At 69.8% G+C, this 16080-nt stretch carries 15 protein-coding genes; 10 read left to right on the forward strand and 5 right to left on the reverse strand.

All coding sequences use genetic code 11. The features are described 5' to 3' along the window. Nucleotides 1-12: 12 nt before the first annotated feature. Nucleotides 13-717 carry a response regulator gene (locus tag F1C12_RS15500; RefSeq protein ID WP_185275802.1) on the reverse strand — a complete coding sequence of 235 codons (705 nt, stop codon included), beginning with the start codon at nucleotides 715-717 and terminating at the stop codon, nucleotides 13-15. Beyond that, nucleotides 714-2318, reverse strand: coding sequence for a sensor histidine kinase (locus F1C12_RS15505; protein ID WP_185275803.1), 1605 nt, complete (start codon nucleotides 2316-2318; stop codon nucleotides 714-716). Before F1C12_RS15505 ends, F1C12_RS15500 begins: the two co-directional genes overlap by 4 nt. Nucleotides 2319-2577: 259 nt before the next feature. On the opposite strand from F1C12_RS15505, the gene F1C12_RS15510 reads away from it, so the two are divergent. The 3 genes from F1C12_RS15510 (at nucleotide 2578) to F1C12_RS15520 (ending at nucleotide 5488) form a co-directional block, all read left to right on the forward strand. Continuing rightward, entirely contained in the window at nucleotides 2578-3432 is an 855-nt protein-coding gene (locus F1C12_RS15510; RefSeq protein WP_185275804.1) for an ABC transporter ATP-binding protein, read from the forward strand. A gap of 5 nt (nucleotides 3433-3437) precedes the next feature. Beyond that, on the forward strand, nucleotides 3438-4319 hold the full coding sequence (locus F1C12_RS15515; RefSeq protein WP_185278999.1) for an ABC transporter permease: 882 nt from the start codon (nucleotides 3438-3440) through the stop codon (nucleotides 4317-4319). 77 nt (nucleotides 4320-4396) lie between these two features. Next, entirely contained in the window at nucleotides 4397-5488 is a 1092-nt protein-coding gene (locus F1C12_RS15520; RefSeq protein ID WP_185275805.1) for an ABC transporter substrate-binding protein, read from the forward strand. 141 nt (nucleotides 5489-5629) lie between these two features. Here F1C12_RS15520 and F1C12_RS15525 read toward each other — a convergent pair whose 3' ends face one another. Further along, nucleotides 5630-6274: a class I SAM-dependent methyltransferase gene (locus F1C12_RS15525; protein WP_185275806.1), complete on the reverse strand. Its 645-nt coding sequence runs from the start codon at nucleotides 6272-6274 to the stop codon at nucleotides 5630-5632. Between the two features lie 104 nt (nucleotides 6275-6378). Here F1C12_RS15525 and F1C12_RS15530 point away from each other — a divergent pair, with 104 nt between their 5' ends. Genes F1C12_RS15530 through F1C12_RS15550 form a run of 5 tightly spaced genes read left to right on the forward strand, consistent with a single transcriptional unit; the run spans nucleotide 6379 to nucleotide 9999 of the window. Further along, on the forward strand, nucleotides 6379-6663 hold the full coding sequence (locus F1C12_RS15530) for a hypothetical protein (protein ID WP_185275807.1): 285 nt from the start codon (nucleotides 6379-6381) through the stop codon (nucleotides 6661-6663). Nucleotides 6664-6666: 3 nt separating this feature from the next. Continuing rightward, complete coding sequence (locus F1C12_RS15535) at nucleotides 6667-7269, forward strand: hypothetical protein (RefSeq protein ID WP_185275808.1); 603 nt, start codon at nucleotides 6667-6669, stop codon at nucleotides 7267-7269. Then, nucleotides 7266-8321 (forward strand): peptidoglycan-binding domain-containing protein, encoded by a 1056-nt coding sequence (locus tag F1C12_RS15540; protein WP_185275809.1) that lies wholly within the window; start codon nucleotides 7266-7268, stop codon nucleotides 8319-8321. Before F1C12_RS15535 ends, F1C12_RS15540 begins: the two co-directional genes overlap by 4 nt. Next, on the forward strand, nucleotides 8312-8938 hold the full coding sequence (locus F1C12_RS15545; protein ID WP_185275810.1) for an ATP-binding cassette domain-containing protein: 627 nt from the start codon (nucleotides 8312-8314) through the stop codon (nucleotides 8936-8938). The genes F1C12_RS15540 and F1C12_RS15545 overlap by 10 nt, the downstream gene beginning before the upstream one ends. A gap of 59 nt (nucleotides 8939-8997) precedes the next feature. Next, nucleotides 8998-9999, forward strand: a complete 1002-nt coding sequence (locus tag F1C12_RS15550; RefSeq protein WP_185275811.1) for a hypothetical protein — start codon at nucleotides 8998-9000, stop codon at nucleotides 9997-9999. Nucleotides 10000-10004: 5 nt separating this feature from the next. On the opposite strand, the gene F1C12_RS15555 is transcribed toward F1C12_RS15550, so the two are convergent. Continuing rightward, nucleotides 10005-11552 carry a molybdopterin-dependent oxidoreductase gene (locus F1C12_RS15555; protein ID WP_258045936.1) on the reverse strand — a complete coding sequence of 516 codons (1548 nt, stop codon included), beginning with the start codon at nucleotides 11550-11552 and terminating at the stop codon, nucleotides 10005-10007. A 173-nt stretch (nucleotides 11553-11725) separates the two neighbouring features. Between F1C12_RS15555 and F1C12_RS15560 the strand changes: the two genes are divergently transcribed. Together F1C12_RS15560 and F1C12_RS15565 are read left to right on the forward strand one after the other, a co-directional pair. Next, entirely contained in the window at nucleotides 11726-12382 is a 657-nt protein-coding gene (locus F1C12_RS15560) for a fasciclin domain-containing protein (RefSeq protein WP_185275812.1), read from the forward strand. A 225-nt stretch (nucleotides 12383-12607) separates the two neighbouring features. Then, complete coding sequence (locus tag F1C12_RS15565; RefSeq protein WP_185275813.1) at nucleotides 12608-13171, forward strand: hypothetical protein; 564 nt, start codon at nucleotides 12608-12610, stop codon at nucleotides 13169-13171. 79 nt (nucleotides 13172-13250) lie between these two features. On the opposite strand, the gene F1C12_RS15570 is transcribed toward F1C12_RS15565, so the two are convergent. After that, nucleotides 13251-15962, reverse strand: coding sequence for a CBM35 domain-containing protein (locus F1C12_RS15570; RefSeq protein ID WP_185275814.1), 2712 nt, complete (start codon nucleotides 15960-15962; stop codon nucleotides 13251-13253). Between the last annotated feature and the right edge of the window lie 118 nt (nucleotides 15963-16080).

The raw sequence follows: 16080 nt of genomic DNA on the forward strand, positions 1-16080 counted from the left end.
CGCGCCGACGGCTCAGCGCCGCCTGACGCCGTAGCGATGCTCGGGGCGGCCGGTCGCGCCGTAGCGCAGCTCCAGCTTGAGCACGTCGCTCTGCTCCAGTTGCGTGAGGGCGCGCTGGGCTGTCGTCCGGCTGATCCCGACCGCCGCGGCGACGTCGTTCGCCGACAGGCTCCCGTCGCCGGCCGCCACCGCGTCGTAGACCGATTGGAGGGTCGGCGCGAGCCGTCGCAGCTCCTCGGTCTGGCCGGCCGTCGCCGGGCGCAGGAGGTCGAACACCCGGTCGATGTCCTGCTGCGTCGGCTCCTCCGGGAAGCCGCCCAGATCGTCGTTCGCGCGCCGGAACGCCTGGAGCCGCTCCGCGAGCTGCGCGAAGCCGAACGGCTTCACCAGGTAGTGCAGCGCGCCGAGCTGCACGGCCTTCCGCACGGTCGCGATGTCGTTGGCCGCCGAGATCACGATGACCGCGGGCGCCGACGGCTCGCCGAGCAGGCTCCGCACGACTTGGAGGCCGTCGCCGTCGGGCAGGTAGACGTCCATCAGCACGAGGTCCGGGCGCAGCTCGCCCGCGAGCCGGAGGGCGTCGGCCGCGGTGTGGGCCTGGGCGACCACGCGGAAGCCGGGCACGGCCTCCACGAATCCGACGTGCACGGAGGCCACCCGGTAGTCGTCGTCGACGACGAGCACGGTCAGCGACGGCGTGGCCGGCGGCCCGCTCATCGCGCAGCTCCTTCGCGGTGGCCGGCGTCGCGTCGCGAAGCCGTCGTCGCGGTCGGGGCACCCGCGACGATATCCCGCGGCAGCACGATCGTGAACGTCGCTCCCGGCCCACCGGACACCGACACCGTCCCGCCCAGCTTGGTCACCGTCGTGTGCACGAGCGACAGCCCGAGCCCGCTGTGCCGCACCAGGGACCCGCGCTTGGTGGAGTAGCCGTTCTCGAAGATCCGCGGCAACTCGGTGCTCGGGACGCCCGGGCCGTTGTCGGCGACACGCACGGTGACGGACTCCGGCGTCTCGACCACGCTCACGACGACCCGGCGCGGAGCCGGCGCCCCGGAGAGCGCGTCGAACGCGTTGTCGATCAGGTTGCCGAGGATCGTCGTCAGCGCCTGCACGCGTTCCGGCGCCTCCCCGAGGTCGGTGTCCGGCGCGATGACCAGCTCGATGCCGCGCTCGTTCGCCTCCGCGGCCTTGCCGAGCAGGAGGCCGACGATCATCGGCGAGCCGATGTGCGAGCGCAGCGTGGCGTCGAGGTCGGCGGTCGTCCCGCGGATCTCGTTGAGGTACTCCAGGGCCTCCTTCGTCCTCCCGAGCTCCAGGAGGCCGGACACCGCGTGCATCCGGTTGGAGAACTCGTGCTGCTGCGCCCGGATGGACTCGCTGAAGCTGCGCTCGCCGTCGAGCTCGCGGGTGAGCCCGATCAGCTCGGTGCGGTCCTGGAGGGTGAACACCGCGCCGTGCGGACGGCCGCCCAGCTTCACCGGCATCCGGTTGATGACGAGGATGTGGTCGTCCGTGATCGCGATGGCGTCCTTCACCTCGGACGTGCCGGTGAGGGTGTCGCGGATCGGCCCGGCGACCAGCACGTCCTCCAGCAGCCGGCCCCGCGCGCCAGCCGGCAGCCGCAGCAGCCGCTGGGCCTCGTCGTTGACGACGGTGATCCGGCCGGCCGGGTCGATGGCGATGACCCCCTCCCGGATGCCGTGCAGCGTGGCCTCCCGCTCCTGCAGCAGCCGCGCGATCTCGTCCAGCTCCAGCCCGAAGGTGCGGCGCTTCAGGAGGCTGGCCAGCGCGAACGAGGCCAGGCCGCCGATCGCGAGCGCCAGCACGAACCACGACCCGTAGGCGGGCAGCTCGGACAGCAGCTCGCTCGCCACCGAGCTCTCCCGGATGCCGACCGACACCTCCCCGACGATCTGGTCCGACGCCGGAGCGTAGAGCGGCACCCGGGCGTTCGCGTTGACGCCGGTCGCACCGGTGTCGGTGCGCAGGTGCACCTTTCCGTCCGCCGCGACGAACGGCTCCTCCACCTTCTGGCCGATCAGCGCCGGGTCGGGGTGCGAGTGCCGCACGCGGTTCTTGTCGATCACCACGACGTAGGCGGCGCCCGTGCTGTTGGCGGTCTGCGACGCCAGGTTCTGGATGGTCGCGTCGCAGCCGGGGGCGTTGTTCGACATGCAGTTCTGGATGTCCGGCATGCCGGCGAAGGTCTGAGCGATCGCCGCGGCGCGCGCCTGGTAGTCGGAGTCGAGGTTGCTGCGCGCGGACTGCGCCAGCAGGAGGAAGCCGACCAGCATCGAGACGGCGAGGATCGCCAATTGAGCCAGGAGTATCTGGCTCGAGAGTCGTCTGATCCGTCGTCGCATCACCCGAGATTGTGTCATCTCCTGCTGGGGAGCGCGTGCGCGCAGAACGCGCAAAACCTGCGACAACGCACACAACGCGGCGAATCGGGCGCAAGCGAGACAGTCGCAGGCCGTCTCGGGGAGCATCGATGATCACACGGACCGGTGGGAAACGCTCCGCCGGGCATGCACACGAGACACGTGCATCCGAAGACAGAGAGGTCTTGAACTCATGGTCGAACACCGACCCCGAACAGCCGCCGCGGCCCCCTCGGCCGACGAGGCGGCGCGCATCGACATCGTCGGACTGACGAAACGCTTCCTCACGCCGAAGGGTGAGACCTTCACGGCCATCCGCGACGTGACCCTCACCGTCGAGCCCGGCCAGTTCTGCGCCATCGTCGGCCCGACCGGCTGCGGCAAGTCCACCACGCTCGCCCAGGTCTCCGGCCTCGAGCGGCCGAGCGCCGGCTCGGTCAGCGTCGGCGGCCGGATCGTGGACGGCATCACCAGCGGCGTGAGCTACATGTTCCAGGCCGACTCGCTCTTCCCCTGGAAGACCGTGCTGGCCAACGTGATGATCGGCCCGATCCTCCTCGGCACGCCGAAGAAGGAGGCGACGGCGCTGGCGCTCGACTGGCTGCGCCGCGTCGGCCTCGCCGGCTTCGAGGACCGCTACCCGCACCAGCTCTCCGGCGGCATGCGCAAGCGCGTCGCGATGGCGGCCGCGCTGATCAACAACCCGCGCATCCTGCTGATGGACGAGCCGTTCGGCGCGCTCGACGTGCAGACGAAGGCGATCATGCAGACCGAGCTGCTGACCCTGTGGGAGGAGCTGCGGCCGTCGGTGCTGTTCATCACGCACGACCTCGACGAGGCCGTCGCGCTGTCCGATCGCGTCGTGATCATGACCAGCAGCCCCGGCACGGTCAAGGACGTCTTCGACATCGACCTGCCGCGACCGCGCGGCAACGTCCAGGAGATCCGGCACGAGGAGAAGTTCCTCGACATCCAGGGCCGGATCTGGGAATCGCTCCGTGACGAGGTCACGCGGGCCTACGAGCAGACGGCAGGAGCGGCGGCGTGACCACCATGACGATCGCAGAACAGAACACGAATCCCTCCACTCCGCTCGCTGAGCGCGAGACCGAGCTCCGCGTCGCGGGTCGCCGCGCGCACACCCGCCGGGTCGCCTGGATCTGGGCCGGCCGCGCCGCGGTCGCCGTCGTCGTCATCGGCGGCTGGCAGTGGTTCACCTCGGTGGGCTGGGTCGACAAGTTCTTCTACGGCCAGCCCTCCGGCATCTGGGACAGCCTCGTGCACCTGTTCACGCAGGGCACGGCGTTCGGCACCATCTGGGAGAACCTGTGGATCACCGTCCAGGAGGCCTTCCTCGGCTTCCTGCTCGGCACCCTGCTGGGCGTCGTCTTCGGCATCCTGCTCGGCTCCAACCGGTACCTCGCCTCGGTCTTCGGCCCGTACATCAAGGTCGTGAACTCGATCCCCCGCATCGTGCTCGGCTCGATCTTCATCGTCGCCTTCGGCCTCGGCGTCTTCCCCAAGGTGCTGCTCGCCGCCGTGCTGGTGTTCTTCGTCGTCTTCTTCAACGCCTTCCAGGGCGTGCGGGAGGTCGACCAGAACCTGGTCGCGAACGTCCGGGTCCTCGGCGCATCGCCGGTGCAGGTCGCCCGGCACGTGACCATCCCGTCGGCCATGACCTGGATCATCGCCAGCCTGCACACCGCGTTCGGCTTCGCGATCATCGGCGCCCTGGTGGCCGAGGTGCTCGGCGCCCAGCACGGCGTCGGCCTCATCATCAGCCAGGCGCAGGGCAGCTTCGACCCGAACACGGTCTTCGCCTGCATGGTCATCGTCGCGGTGGTCACGCTCGTGGCCGAGTACCTGATCACCCTCCTGGAGAAGTCGCTCCTCAAGTGGCGTCCGCCGAGCCGGTCCGAGGCTCAGGCGATCTGAGCGCCCTCGACATCCCACCTGTCCTGCAACGAAGCAGAACGCCGGACCCGTCCGGCACGAAGAAAGGAACAACCCCCATGAAGAAGCGCAGCATCGGTGTCATCGCCGCGGCGGGCGTCGTGGCCCTGAGCCTCGCGGCCTGCTCCGGCGGTGGAGGCGGCACCGCGGCGGCCGGCAGCAGCTCCGGCCCCGTGCCGACCGTCAAGATGATGGTCGGCGGCATCGACAAGCAGATCTACCTCCCGTACCAGCTGGCGCAGCAGCTCGGCTTCTACAAGAAGTACGGCGTGAACGTCGAGCTCTCGACCGAGCAGAACGGCGGCGTCGGCGCCGAGGACGCCATGGCCTCCGGCCAGGTGGACATGGCGGGCGCCTGGTACATCCACACCGTCGACTTCCAGTCGAAGGGCAAGGACGTCATCAACCTCGTCCAGCTCTCCGGCGCCCCCGGCGAGCGGGTGATGTGCAACCCGAAGGCGAACGTCAAGTCGGCCGCCGACTTCAAGGGCAAGAACATGGGCGTCACCGACCTCGGGTCGGGCACCGACGAGCTCACCCAGTTCCTGGCCGCGTCGCAGGGCGTCGACAAGAAGCAGTACAACACGATCGCCGTGCACGCCGGCTCGACCGCGATCGCGGCCATCCAGCGCGGCACCGCCGACTGCGTGATGACCACGCAGCCGACCGTCGGCGCGCTCACCTCCCAGAAGCTCGCGGTCTCCGCGGTCGACATGGCCACGACGAAGGGCGCGACCAAGGCGCTCGGCGGCGCCTGGCCGGCGGCCGGCCTGCTGGCCAACGCGAGCTGGGTGAAGAGCCACGAGGACGCCGCGCAGAAGGTCGTCGACGCGCTCGTCGCGACGATGCACTGGATCTCGTCGCACTCGGCGGCGGACATCGCGAACAAGATGCCGCAGGACTTCGTGCAGAACAGCACGATCACCAAGCAGCAGTACATCGACGGCCTGGCGACCGACAAGGGCCAGTTCCTGCCGGACGGCATCATGCCCGCCGGCGGCCCGAAGGTCATCTTCGACATGGAGAAGACCATCGGCGTCGACACCTCGAAGGTGAAGATCTCCGACACCTTCACCCAGAAGTACGCCGACGCGGCGAACAAGCTGGAAGGCTTCACCACTACGACGAAGCCGGCCGGCGCGGACGGCTGATCCGCGGAAACCCCCAACAGCCCGTCCGGTGCGTCCACCCATCCAGCGCACCGGGCGGGCTTCTTCGTGCGCGTCGCCTCCCGACATTCGTGCCGAATGTGCGTTATCGGCGCGCGATTCGAGACATTCGGGCCGAATGTCTCAGGGGCGTGTCGCGTGGATGCGCTCGACGGCACCGGAGCGGAGGCGCTCGTGCTCGACGATCACCAGGCCGGCGGCCTCCACCTCGGCCCGGTGCCGCCGGGTCAGGTGCTCGCCCTGGAAGGGGATGGTGAACCGCTCCAGGGTCCACTGCCCGGCGTACACGAGCGCTCGGTCGCTGCGCGTGTGGTCGACGAGCACGACCGAGCCGCCCGGCACGACGACGCGCGCCATCTCGGCGACGGCGACAGCCGGCCGCGGGATGGAGCAGAGCGCGAGCGCGCAGACGACCGTGTCGAAGGTCGCGTCCGCGAACGGCAGCGCTTCGGCGTCCCCCTCCCGCAACTCGGCGGCGATCCCCTGCTCGGCGGCGCGCGCCCGGGCGATCGCCAGCATCTCGGGACTCAGGTCGATGCCGGTCAGCTCGATCCCCGCCGGATAGTACGGGAGGTCGCGTCCGGTCCCGACCGCGACCTCCAGCACCCGCCCACTCGCCCGCGCGCCGACCCACTCGCGGCTGCCGGCGAGCATGGTCTGCTCGGCCCTGCCGACCTTGCGGTCGTACGTCGCGGCCTGCTTGCGCCAGGAGCGGAGCTGGCGCTGGGTCTCCTTGGAGGGGACGGGGGTGGAGTGCGCGTCGGTCATGCGGTCATTGTGGCGGAGCCCCGGCCTCAGCGCACTGAAATGCAAGTAAAATGGAAGATGCTAGGTTCTACGTGGTGGGAAGTCAACCACAAAAGGAGAACCACATGTCCATTCGCAAGTTCCTCGCAGGGAGTGCGGTCGCCGCCGCGCTAGTGACCGGTGTTGGCATCGACACGGCACAGGCTCCGCAAGCGTCTGCCGTCGAGTGCGTACAGAGCGTCACTATTTGGCAGGCGTACAACAAGTGCGCCGGTGTCCCGGCGCGCCACTGGGATGCCATCAAGAACTCGGCCTCCAAGTACGGCAACTGGGCCTCCGCTGGTCAGTGGTCCAAGCAGACGTCGTGCTGGGCCAACGTCGTCTCCTACGGCTACTCCCTGAAGGCGTAGGCGGTGCGGGCACGAGCAGCCGGCGGGACAATCGCCGTCATCGTCGCAGTGGCTTGCCTCGTCGGCTGCTCGGCGCCCGACTCGCCTGAGGAGGTCGTCGAATCGCTTTCGCTGACGGGGCCGTGGGCATCGGATTTCCAGGTCGCCTACGCGAACGCGAAGAGTGACTACGAACGCGGCGTGCTCGAAGACGGCGAGGTCACGTCGTCGGAATACGAGGAGTCCAAGAACCATCTGCGCTCGTGTGTCGGTGACGCTGGCTACGCCATCACGTGGGACGAGCGGGGTGGATTCGAACTCGGTTCGAAGAACGGCACATATCCCGACGACTTCTTCGAGCGTTCCGACCCCGTACTTCAGGAGTGCGAGTCGAAGTGGGCCGGATCGATCCTCTACCTTTACGAGCAGGCTCGACGGAATCCGAAGAAGACGGACGAGAGCACGCTACAAGTGACGTGCCTCAGGGACGCGGGCTTGGTCGACGGGACGTACACGAAGGACCAGTGGCGGCGGGACAACGAGAAGGACACCTTCCCATTCGACGCCCGCTCTGATGCCGCAATGAGGTGCGACCTCGACCCCCTCGGCCTCTGGTATTCGGGATGAGCAAGCTCCGCCCGCGAATGCACTGGCCGCTTGTGGGCGTCGCAGCGATCGTGGCGGCGAGCGTCGCCGGCTCGCTCGTTGCGCTTTCGGTGCCCGTCCCCGCCCCGAGCGCCCTGTCGACGCCGCATCCCCAAACGATCGTTCCGGTAACTCAGCGCGCTTTCGCTGACGATCGGCAGGCTCAGCTCCAGGTGAGTACGGGTCCGGTCCGGGCGGTCGTCTCACCTCGTCTGGGCCGGCTCACTTCGCTCACCTGTCGGAGCGGTGGACGGTTGGCGTCCGGCACCGCTTTCGCGAGCATCGACGGCGACCGGATCGTCGCGCTGGCGACCGCGGTCCCGCTCTGGCGCGAGCTCCGGTCCGGAGACCGCGGGGATGACGTGCGTGCCTTGCAGGAGGAGCTTGCGCGACTCGGCCAGCACATCCAGCCTGACGGTGTGGTCGGTCGGGGAACAATCCGAGCCGCGGCGGCGGTGCGTGAGACGGAGGCGGCCCGGGCCAAGACGCCAGAGACCGTCGACCCGGCAGATTTCGCCTGGATTCCGGAGCCGGAGGTCAGAGTCGGCGAATGCGCGGGCATCGTCGGCGCACCCGTCGCGGAGGGTGACGTGCTCATCGGGCTGCCGGTCGCAGTCGTGGCCGCGCGGCTGACGACGCTCCCAGCGCCGGCGACGCCCGGGGCACGAGTCGTCCGGGTCGGCGCGGTGGAGATCTCCGTCGACTCCGAAGGAGCGGTGACGGACTCCGAAGGGCTCGCCAGGATCGGGGCGACGGCTGAGTTTCTGTCGGCGAGCGCCGGGGCGAGCGAGGACACCGCGATCCCCGTGCAGTGGTCCCTGGAGAGGCCGATGAATGCTCTCGTCGTCCCACCGTCTGCCTTATGGGATGTCAAAGACGGATCAGCATGCGTGATGCCCGCGGAGAAGTCGGCTCGTCCGCTCTTGGTTGATGTGCTCGGGTCCGAACTCGGCCAGTCGTTCGTGCGGCCATCGGAGGAACGTTCCGCCACGGCTGTGCGATCGTCGCCACCGAAGAGCCGCGCGTGCCGGTGACGTTCGACGCGGTCTCGCACGCGTTCACTCCCGGGCATCCGCTGTTCCGGCCGATAAGCCACACCTTCGTCGCGGGGACGATCACCGGGGTGGTCGGTCCGAGCGGCTGCGGTAAGTCGACCCTGCTCGCGATCGCCGCCGGGATGATCCGTCCGACCGTTGGAAGGGTGAACCGCTCGGAAGGTCGCTGCGTCTGGGTGTTCCAGAACCCGCACGGGGTCGCTCGGCGTTCCGCGCAGGATCACGTGAGCATTCCGCTTCTCGCCGCGGGCCGCGGTCGTGGTGATGCCGACCGGGAGGCGCGGCGGCTGCTGATGGAGTTCGGGCTTGTCGATCGCGCGCGTATGCCGTTCTCGGCGCTCTCCGGGGGCGAAGCGCAGCGGCTCATGCTGGCGCGAGCTGTCGCGGCCCGACCGCACCTTCTTCTGGTTGATGAGCCGACGGCCCAGCTCGATCGTCCGATGGCGGCGCATGTGAATTCCGTGATCGCGGGCTTGGCGAGTGCTGGCGCCGCGGTGGTCATCGCCACTCACGACATCGACACGCGGCGTGCGTGCGACCAGGTCATCGAGCTCGAAAACCTCGGAACGGTGACACCCCTGGAGTGGCCGCGGTGAGGCTCGGGGAGGCCCTTCGTGAGGCCTGGCGCGATATCGCCACGGGCGCAGGCCGATCCGTGACGTTCACCCTGCTTTTCGCGGTGGTGGCCGGTGGGATCGTTCTCGCGGCGGGACTCTCGTCGGCGACAGCAGTGCGCGACGCGCGAGAGTTTGTCGCCTCGGGAGCCGCCATCTACGTGATGAAGGCCTCGGCCGGGATCGACGGGCGTGCCTGCGACGCGATGAGCTCACTCGCGAACGTGGGGGCGTCGGGAGCCATCCGCGAACAGACCGAAGGCGTGTCATCGTCTCGTTTGCCCAGGACCCCGATCTCGCTGTTCGCGGTCTCCCGGGGATTCATGGCCCTGCTCCCGTTCGACGGCGAAGCGAACGGCGGCGGCTTGAGTCTGTCGAAGGACGCGGCAACGACGCTGGGCGCCACGGCAGGTCAGGATCTCGAGACGACGCGTGGGATCACCCGTGTTGCCTCCGTCTTCGACTATCCGGACGATGGCCGCGACCCGCTCCTGTCGTTCGCCGCGACCGAAGTGGTCGCTGGCGAGGCGGCGTTCGACCAATGCTGGGCGATGATCTGGCCTCACGATGAGAACGCGGTCGCCGCTCTCGGGCGCGCGGTGCTGTCCGGGCGAGGTGACAGGGCCGATCGTCCAGTCCTTGTACAGCTCAACCAGACGAACGGCTCGCGGTTCGTCGCGTCGTCGACGTTCAACCGTTCGGTGGCCGGGATCCTCGTCGTCGCAGCGGGTGCAGTCCTCGGAGCAGCATTCGTCCTGCGGCGCCGCCTGGCACTCGCGTCAGATCGTCATGTGGGGGTGAGCCGACTCGCGCAGGTCGTTTCGCAGTCCGCCCAAGTCCTTCTATGGGCCGCTGTCGGCTCGCTGGTCGCGATGGCAGCCGTGATCGTCGCTCTGCGGCTGGCGGACGAGGATCGGATTCCTATCATCCAGCAGAGCCTGACCCTCGCCTTGGCGGGAGGGGGAGCCGCCGTCGCGTCGTGCGCGGTCGCCGTGTGCATCGTTCGCGACGCGGCGTTGTTCCGCTACTTCAAACAACGCTGACTCCCTCACCCCACCCGCACCAACGTCGACTGCCACCCCGTGGACCCGTTCGGTGCGATCGGCGTGCGCTTCTCCTCCTGCAGCCGTCCCGCCCGGTCGGTCGCCCGCACGGCGAGCGTGTGCGAGCCGGTCGTGGCGTTCCAGTCGAGGGACCACTGCACCCAGGTGTCGGCGTTGACCGCGACGGCCAGGGTCGCCTCCTGCCAGGGGCCGCCGTCGATCTGGACCTCCACCTTCTGGATGCCGACCGTCTGCGCCCACGCGACGCCCGCGATCTTCGTCGGACCCGCCGGGAGCGACCGGTCGATGCGCGGGGTGTCGATGCGGCTGGAGAGCTTGATCGGGGCCTTCTCGCTGTAGCCGCGGGGCGTCCAGTAGGCCTGGTCGGCCGCGAACGTCGTGACCTTCAGCTCGGTGAGCCACTTGGTCGCCGAGACGTAGCCGTAGAGGCCGGGGACGACCATCCGCACCGGGAAGCCGTGCTCCAGCGGCAGCGGCTCGCCGTTCATCCCGACCGCGAGGATGGCGTCCCGGCCCGGATCGGTGAGCGCCGTGAGCGGCGTGCTCGCGGTGAAGCCGTCGACGCTGCGCGACAGGACCATGTCGGCGCCGTGCCGCGGGCGGGCGCGGGCGAGCACGTCGCGCACCGGCACGCCGAGCCAGCGGGCGTTGCCGACGAGGTTGCCGCCGACCTGGTTGGAGACGCAGGTGAGCGTGATCGCGTACTCGCGGAGGCCCATCGCGAGGAGATCCTTGAACGTCAGCTGGACGCGGCTCTCCACCATTCCGTCCACAGTGAGCAGCCAGCCGGACGGGTCGACGGACGGGACGGTCAGCGCGGTGTCCACCCGGTAGAAGTCCGCGTTGGGTGTGAACAACGGGGAGAGGTCCTTCACGTGGAGGTCTGCGCCGGAGGGCACCTCGACGCGGTTCGCGGGCGCGGGCAGGCGCAGCGCCGAGCGGACGGCCGCGATCGAGGAGGTCGCCGCCGAGCCGAGCCGGGAGCCGACGCCCGCCACCACTGCGAGGGCGGCGCCCGCGCCGGTGAGCAGCAGGAACCGGCGGCGGTCGACGCCGGAGGACGGGTCGTCGACCGCCTCCCGCCACGGCCGCAGCGCTTCGATGAGGAGACGCAGCGCCGCAGCGCCCGCGAGCGCTCCGACCGCGGAGGGCAGGACGGCGAGTGGGCTCGCGTCGGCGCGGGTCACGGTGGCCGCGACGGCCAGCGCCCCGGCCACGACGAACAGTACGACGCCCACCCAGCGGCGCCAGAGCTCCAGGATCCCGGCGACCGCCGCGGCCACGAACACCGCGGCCCCGAGCGAGGACAGCAGGAACAGCTTGTCGTTCGACCCGAACAGCTCGATCGCGAGCTCCTTCGCCCAGCGCGGCACGATATCGATCACGAACGATCCGACCGCGATCAGCGGGTCGGCCTCCCGGGCGGCGAGGAGCGCGACCACCTCGGCGACGGCGACGAAGAGGCCGCCGCTGACCGCGCCCGCGAGCGCGGCCCAGCCCCAGGCGGCGAGGTGTCTTCTGCGGATGCTCACGGGAGCTGTTCGGCGCGGACACCGTCTCCGGATTGGCGGGGACCGATTCGCCGCCGATTCCAATCCGATTCGGCCGCGGGGCCGAACCCCCTGACGACGGACGCCGACGCGGCCTCCCGATCTGCACCGGTTCGAAGCCCCGTCTCGAAGCACCCATTCGAAGGAGAAGAAACATGCGATCCACCACCCGCCTCGCCGCAGCCGGCATCCTCGCAGCCGCAGCGCTCGCGCTCACCGCCTGCTCGTCCGGAGCCGGCTCCTCGTCCACGGACACCAGCTCGTCCATGACCTCCTCGTCCCCGTCGGCCTCCGCGTCGATGGACCCGGCCGCCGACCTCGTCGGCCCGGGCTGCGCCGCCTACGCCAAGCAGGTGCCCTCCGGCGCCGGCTCGGTCCAGGGGATGGCCCAGGACCCGGTCGCGACGGCCGCGAGCAACAACCCGCTTCTGACCACCCTGGTCGCCTCGGTCTCCGGCAAGCTCAACCCCAAGGTGAACCTGGTCGACACCCTCAACAGCGGCCAGTTCACGGTGTTCGCCCCGGTGGACGACGCGTTCAAGAAGATCGACCCGGCCACCCTCGCCACGCTGAAGACCGACGCCGGCGCCCCCACGCTGACCAGCATCCTGACCTACCACGTCATCCCGGGCCAGCTCGCGCCGAAGGACATCGTCGGCACGCACAAGACCGTCGAGGGCGGGACCGTCACGGTCACCGGCTCCGGCGACAACCTCAAGGTGAACGACGCCAACGTCATCTGCGGCGGCGTGCACACGGCCAACGCCACCGTGTACCTCATCGACTCGGTGCTGATGCCTCCGGCCAAGTGAGTCTGGGCCCGGTTCCGGGCCGCGGTCGCACGAACAGAAGCGCGCCTCCGAACTCCTCCATCGAGGGTTCGGGGCGCGCTTCTGTTCGCCCGATCGCTCCGGGCCCTCGCGCGAACCTGGGAAACCCCTCAAACGGGGGATCCGGTCCCATCCGGAACGGCGGAGGCTCCGGACCACTCGTGACGGCCGGAACCATTCCGGTCGCACAACGCAAGGGAGTTCGGAATGAACAACGTCACCAAGCGCGTCGGGATCCTGGGCGGAGCGGCAGTCGTCGCATCCGGTCTGATCGTGGGAGGTCTCGCCCTTCCGGCGAACGCGGAGACGAGCAACACCACCGACACCGCACCCACAACCACGACTTCCGTCGCTCCGCACACGCTCGACTACCTCAGCGTGTCGGACATCCTGCACAGCCTGTCCGCCCCCGTCACGGTCGGCCCCGTCGTCCAGGGCCCCGTCGCCAGCGGCAACGCGAGCGGCAACTCCGTCGGTCCCGTGGCCAGCGGCGACTCCGTCGCCAGCGGCAACCAGGCCAACGGGAACTCGGCCGGCAGCAACGATTCGACCCCGGTCGCCAGCGGAAACACGACACCGGTCGGCTCGGGCGACATGACGTCGGCCGGCAACGGCACCGGAGTCTCGGCTCCTGTCGGCTCCGGCAACACGACCGGCACCTCGTTGAGCAACCTCGGCGCTTCGGTGACCGACTCGGTCAACAGCGCCGTGAGCGACGCGCTCAAGGGACTGAACGGCACCAGCGACCTCGGCGCCGCGCTGGGTCGCTGACCCGCGCAGCCGGTCGCACGAGAGGGCACGGGGTTCTCCTCCGAAGGGAGGCGGGCCCCGTGCCCTTCCGCGTGCGGGGTCAGTGCGCCACACCCAGCCCCGTCTGCGTCTTCACCGTCGCCGGCGTCCCCGTCACGAACCGCGCGAGCGTGATCGTGTCGATGTTGGGGCCGTAGGCGGTCGCGTTGCCCAGGGTGAGCGTTCCGTCGCTCGTGGTCAGCGTCAGCGGGACGGTCTTGTCCCAGAAGCTGTTCCACGAGTAGTTGTGCCGGAACGCCGCCCGCACGCTTGCGCCGCCCGCCTCGCCGATGTCGAGGAAGCGGCTGATCACCTGCGGGTTGTAGTTGATCGCGGCGGACTTGTCGGCGTTGGCCGCGGCGATCACCAATTGGTAGTCGCCCGCTCCGAACCCGGCCGGCCGGGGGATGCTGAGCGTGTTGCCCGCGCCGTTGCCGATGTAGCCGACGTCGCGCACCACGCCCTGGGCGTCGGCCGAGCCGTTGGAGTTCGCCGGGTCGGTCTGCACGCGAGCTGCACCGGAGAGCGGCAGCGCTTCCGCCTCGCTGTGGAACACCGCGGCGGGGTCGGCGTCCGACGCCTTCTGGGCTGCGCCCCGGAGCGTGCTGACGCCGCCGATGAAGGCGCTCCCGGCGGTCGCGCGCACGGTCAGCTCGTTCACGCCCTGCGGCAGGTACACCCGGGCGGTCGAGTCGAACGTGCCGGGGCCGGTCGTCGCGGGCAGCTGCACCGCGCGTCCGTTCACCGACAGCGCGAGGGTCGCGCCGCCTCCGCTCGTGGCCGAGTGCACCGTGAGGTCGTAATACCCGGTGTCCGCGGTGGTCGCGTAGAACGTGGCGCTCGCGTCGCCCGACAGCTGCGCGTAGCCGCGCGCGGCGGGCTGCTGCCAGGACAGCGCGGCGCCTCCGGCGAGGTCGGCGTCCACGGCCGGGTAGACGGCCTGCTCGCCGCCGTTCACGTCGTACAGGTCGAACCGGTCGAGCGTGATGTCGGCGCCGGGGAGGACCGTGCTGCCGTCCTTGCTGGCCCGCAGCGAGAGCGCGTGCGTGCCCGCCGTCAGATGGAGGGCGACGTCCGTCGTGCCGCGGTAGGTCCAGCCGAGGTCGGCCGAGTACTTCACCAGCTGGTCGTACGCACCGTCGACGAACAGCGCGTGCTGTCCCGGTGCCTGGTTGGCGCCGGCGAGCACCGAGAGCCGGTAGTCGCCGGTCGTCGGGACGGTCACGTTCCAGGTCGCGGACGAACCCGCTCTGTTGAACGAGCCGACGTCCTTGCCGCCGGAGGCCATGAACGACCACTCCCGCGACGGGTCCTGGTCGTACACGGTCGCGTTCGCGATGGTGGCGTTCTCCGCCTCCGTGCTGTTCACCAGCGCGCCGGAGACCAGCTGCGGGTCGGTCGCCTGCGGCGTGATCTCGAGCTGGTAGGCCGAGTAGCGGTCGCTGTTCGGGACCGTCACCTGCACAGAGCCGTTCTGGATCCTCGCCGTCGTGGACAGGATCACCGGCGGCTGCAGCGAGGCGCCCTCCGCGCCGTTCAGCCGGTCGGCGCGCACCTGCACCTGCACGGTCTTGCCGAAGGTGGAGACGTCGAGGCCCTTCAGGTTCAGCGCGACGTCGGACGAGCCGCCGCCGAACAGCACGGTCGCCTTGCGGTTCGCGGCGTCGATCGCGGCGAGGCCCTGGAGGCTGTCGACCGTGTTCAGATGCGGCGGGGTCACCGCGGCGGTCTGCGACCCGGCGAGGGAGCCGTACCAGTCGAACATCCACCAGCCGCCGTTCGCACCGTTGTTGCGCGAGGAGTTGTCGGACAGGTTGCCGGCGTAGTTCCAGAACGCCGTCTGGGCGTCGACCTTCTCGTCCTCGAACATCGAGATCCACTGGACGAGCTGGCCGGGCACGCTCATGTCGCGCAGCATCCCGTACTCCGTGATGTTCACCGGGATCGGGGCGATGTCGAGCTGCTTCAGCAGCGCGGTGTATTCGTCGTGGTGGCCGCGGAATGTCGCCAGGTTGTTCGTGCCGAGCTCGTGCCAGATGAACACGTCCGGCAGCTCGGAGTGCTGCTTCGCGTAGGCGAGGAAGTCGGCGCTGCGGTCGGCGTGCCAGGTCGAGTCGCCCGGACCGCCGACGCGGGCGTGACCGAGGCCGTGCTCGGCGTACACGCTCTCGATGGTGTCGTAGGCGGCCGTCCAGTCGGAGAGGAACTGGTCCTTCTGCGTCGACCAGTTCGGGTACCAGTTGCCGCCGTCCGGCTCGTTGAACGGGATGAACACGTACTTCGACGGGTCCTGGGACTTCGTGGCGACGTCCTCGACGGCCTGCTTGAGGATCGGGAGGTAGTCCCATACGCCGTCGCCGTTCGCGTCGCCCGGGCGCTTGCCGCCGTTGTAGGGCCAGTCCGGGTACATGTCCTGCACGTACACGTAGAGGTCCTGGCCGCCGCCGGCGAAGAACGACTTCTCCACCTGGAGGGCGTCGCCGCTGGGGTGCTGCGCGCCCTGCGGCGGCTTCTGCGAGGTGTTGGTGATGTGCGCTCCGTCGAGCACGGCCTGGCTGGGGACGCCGTCGTCGCCGAGTCCGTAGAGCGTCCCGGTCGCGCCGCCGCGGAACGCGCCGGTGGTCTGGGAGAAGTCGACGGACAGCGGGTCGGCCGGGGCGGCGGAGGCCGGTACGGCGACCAGGCCGCCGACCGTGAGGGCGAGGCCGGCGGACGCGGCGATCGCGGGCAGTAGTGCCCGGCGGCGAGGACGCCGGGCGTGTGGTGCGGTCAAAGCGGTACTCCTTCGTACGGGATGGATGGACGGCTCCGTTCACCGCGGCGCTTCATCGGCACAGCGTCCACGAAAATGTGAAACCGCTATCATGATAGCGATATCGTCCACCCTCGCA

It is taken from the genome of Leifsonia shinshuensis (genome assembly GCF_014217625.1).
GTDB classification, from domain to species: Bacteria; Actinomycetota; Actinomycetes; order Actinomycetales; family Microbacteriaceae; genus Leifsonia; species Leifsonia shinshuensis_A.

Coding starts and splice junctions, on each gene's coding strand:
- F1C12_RS15500 (WP_185275802.1), bottom strand. CDS start 717: ATGAGCGGGCCGCCGGCCACGCCGTCGCTGACCGTGCTCGTCGTCGAC.
- F1C12_RS15510 (WP_185275804.1), top strand. CDS start 2,578: ATGGTCGAACACCGACCCCGAACAGCCGCCGCGGCCCCCTCGGCCGAC.
- F1C12_RS15515 (WP_185278999.1), top strand. CDS start 3,438: ATGACGATCGCAGAACAGAACACGAATCCCTCCACTCCGCTCGCTGAG.
- F1C12_RS15520 (WP_185275805.1), top strand. CDS start 4,397: ATGAAGAAGCGCAGCATCGGTGTCATCGCCGCGGCGGGCGTCGTGGCC.
- F1C12_RS15525 (WP_185275806.1), bottom strand. CDS start 6,274: ATGACCGACGCGCACTCCACCCCCGTCCCCTCCAAGGAGACCCAGCGC.
- F1C12_RS15530 (WP_185275807.1), top strand. CDS start 6,379: ATGTCCATTCGCAAGTTCCTCGCAGGGAGTGCGGTCGCCGCCGCGCTA.
- F1C12_RS15540 (WP_185275809.1), top strand. CDS start 7,266: ATGAGCAAGCTCCGCCCGCGAATGCACTGGCCGCTTGTGGGCGTCGCA.
- F1C12_RS15560 (WP_185275812.1), top strand. CDS start 11,726: ATGCGATCCACCACCCGCCTCGCCGCAGCCGGCATCCTCGCAGCCGCA.
- F1C12_RS15565 (WP_185275813.1), top strand. CDS start 12,608: ATGAACAACGTCACCAAGCGCGTCGGGATCCTGGGCGGAGCGGCAGTC.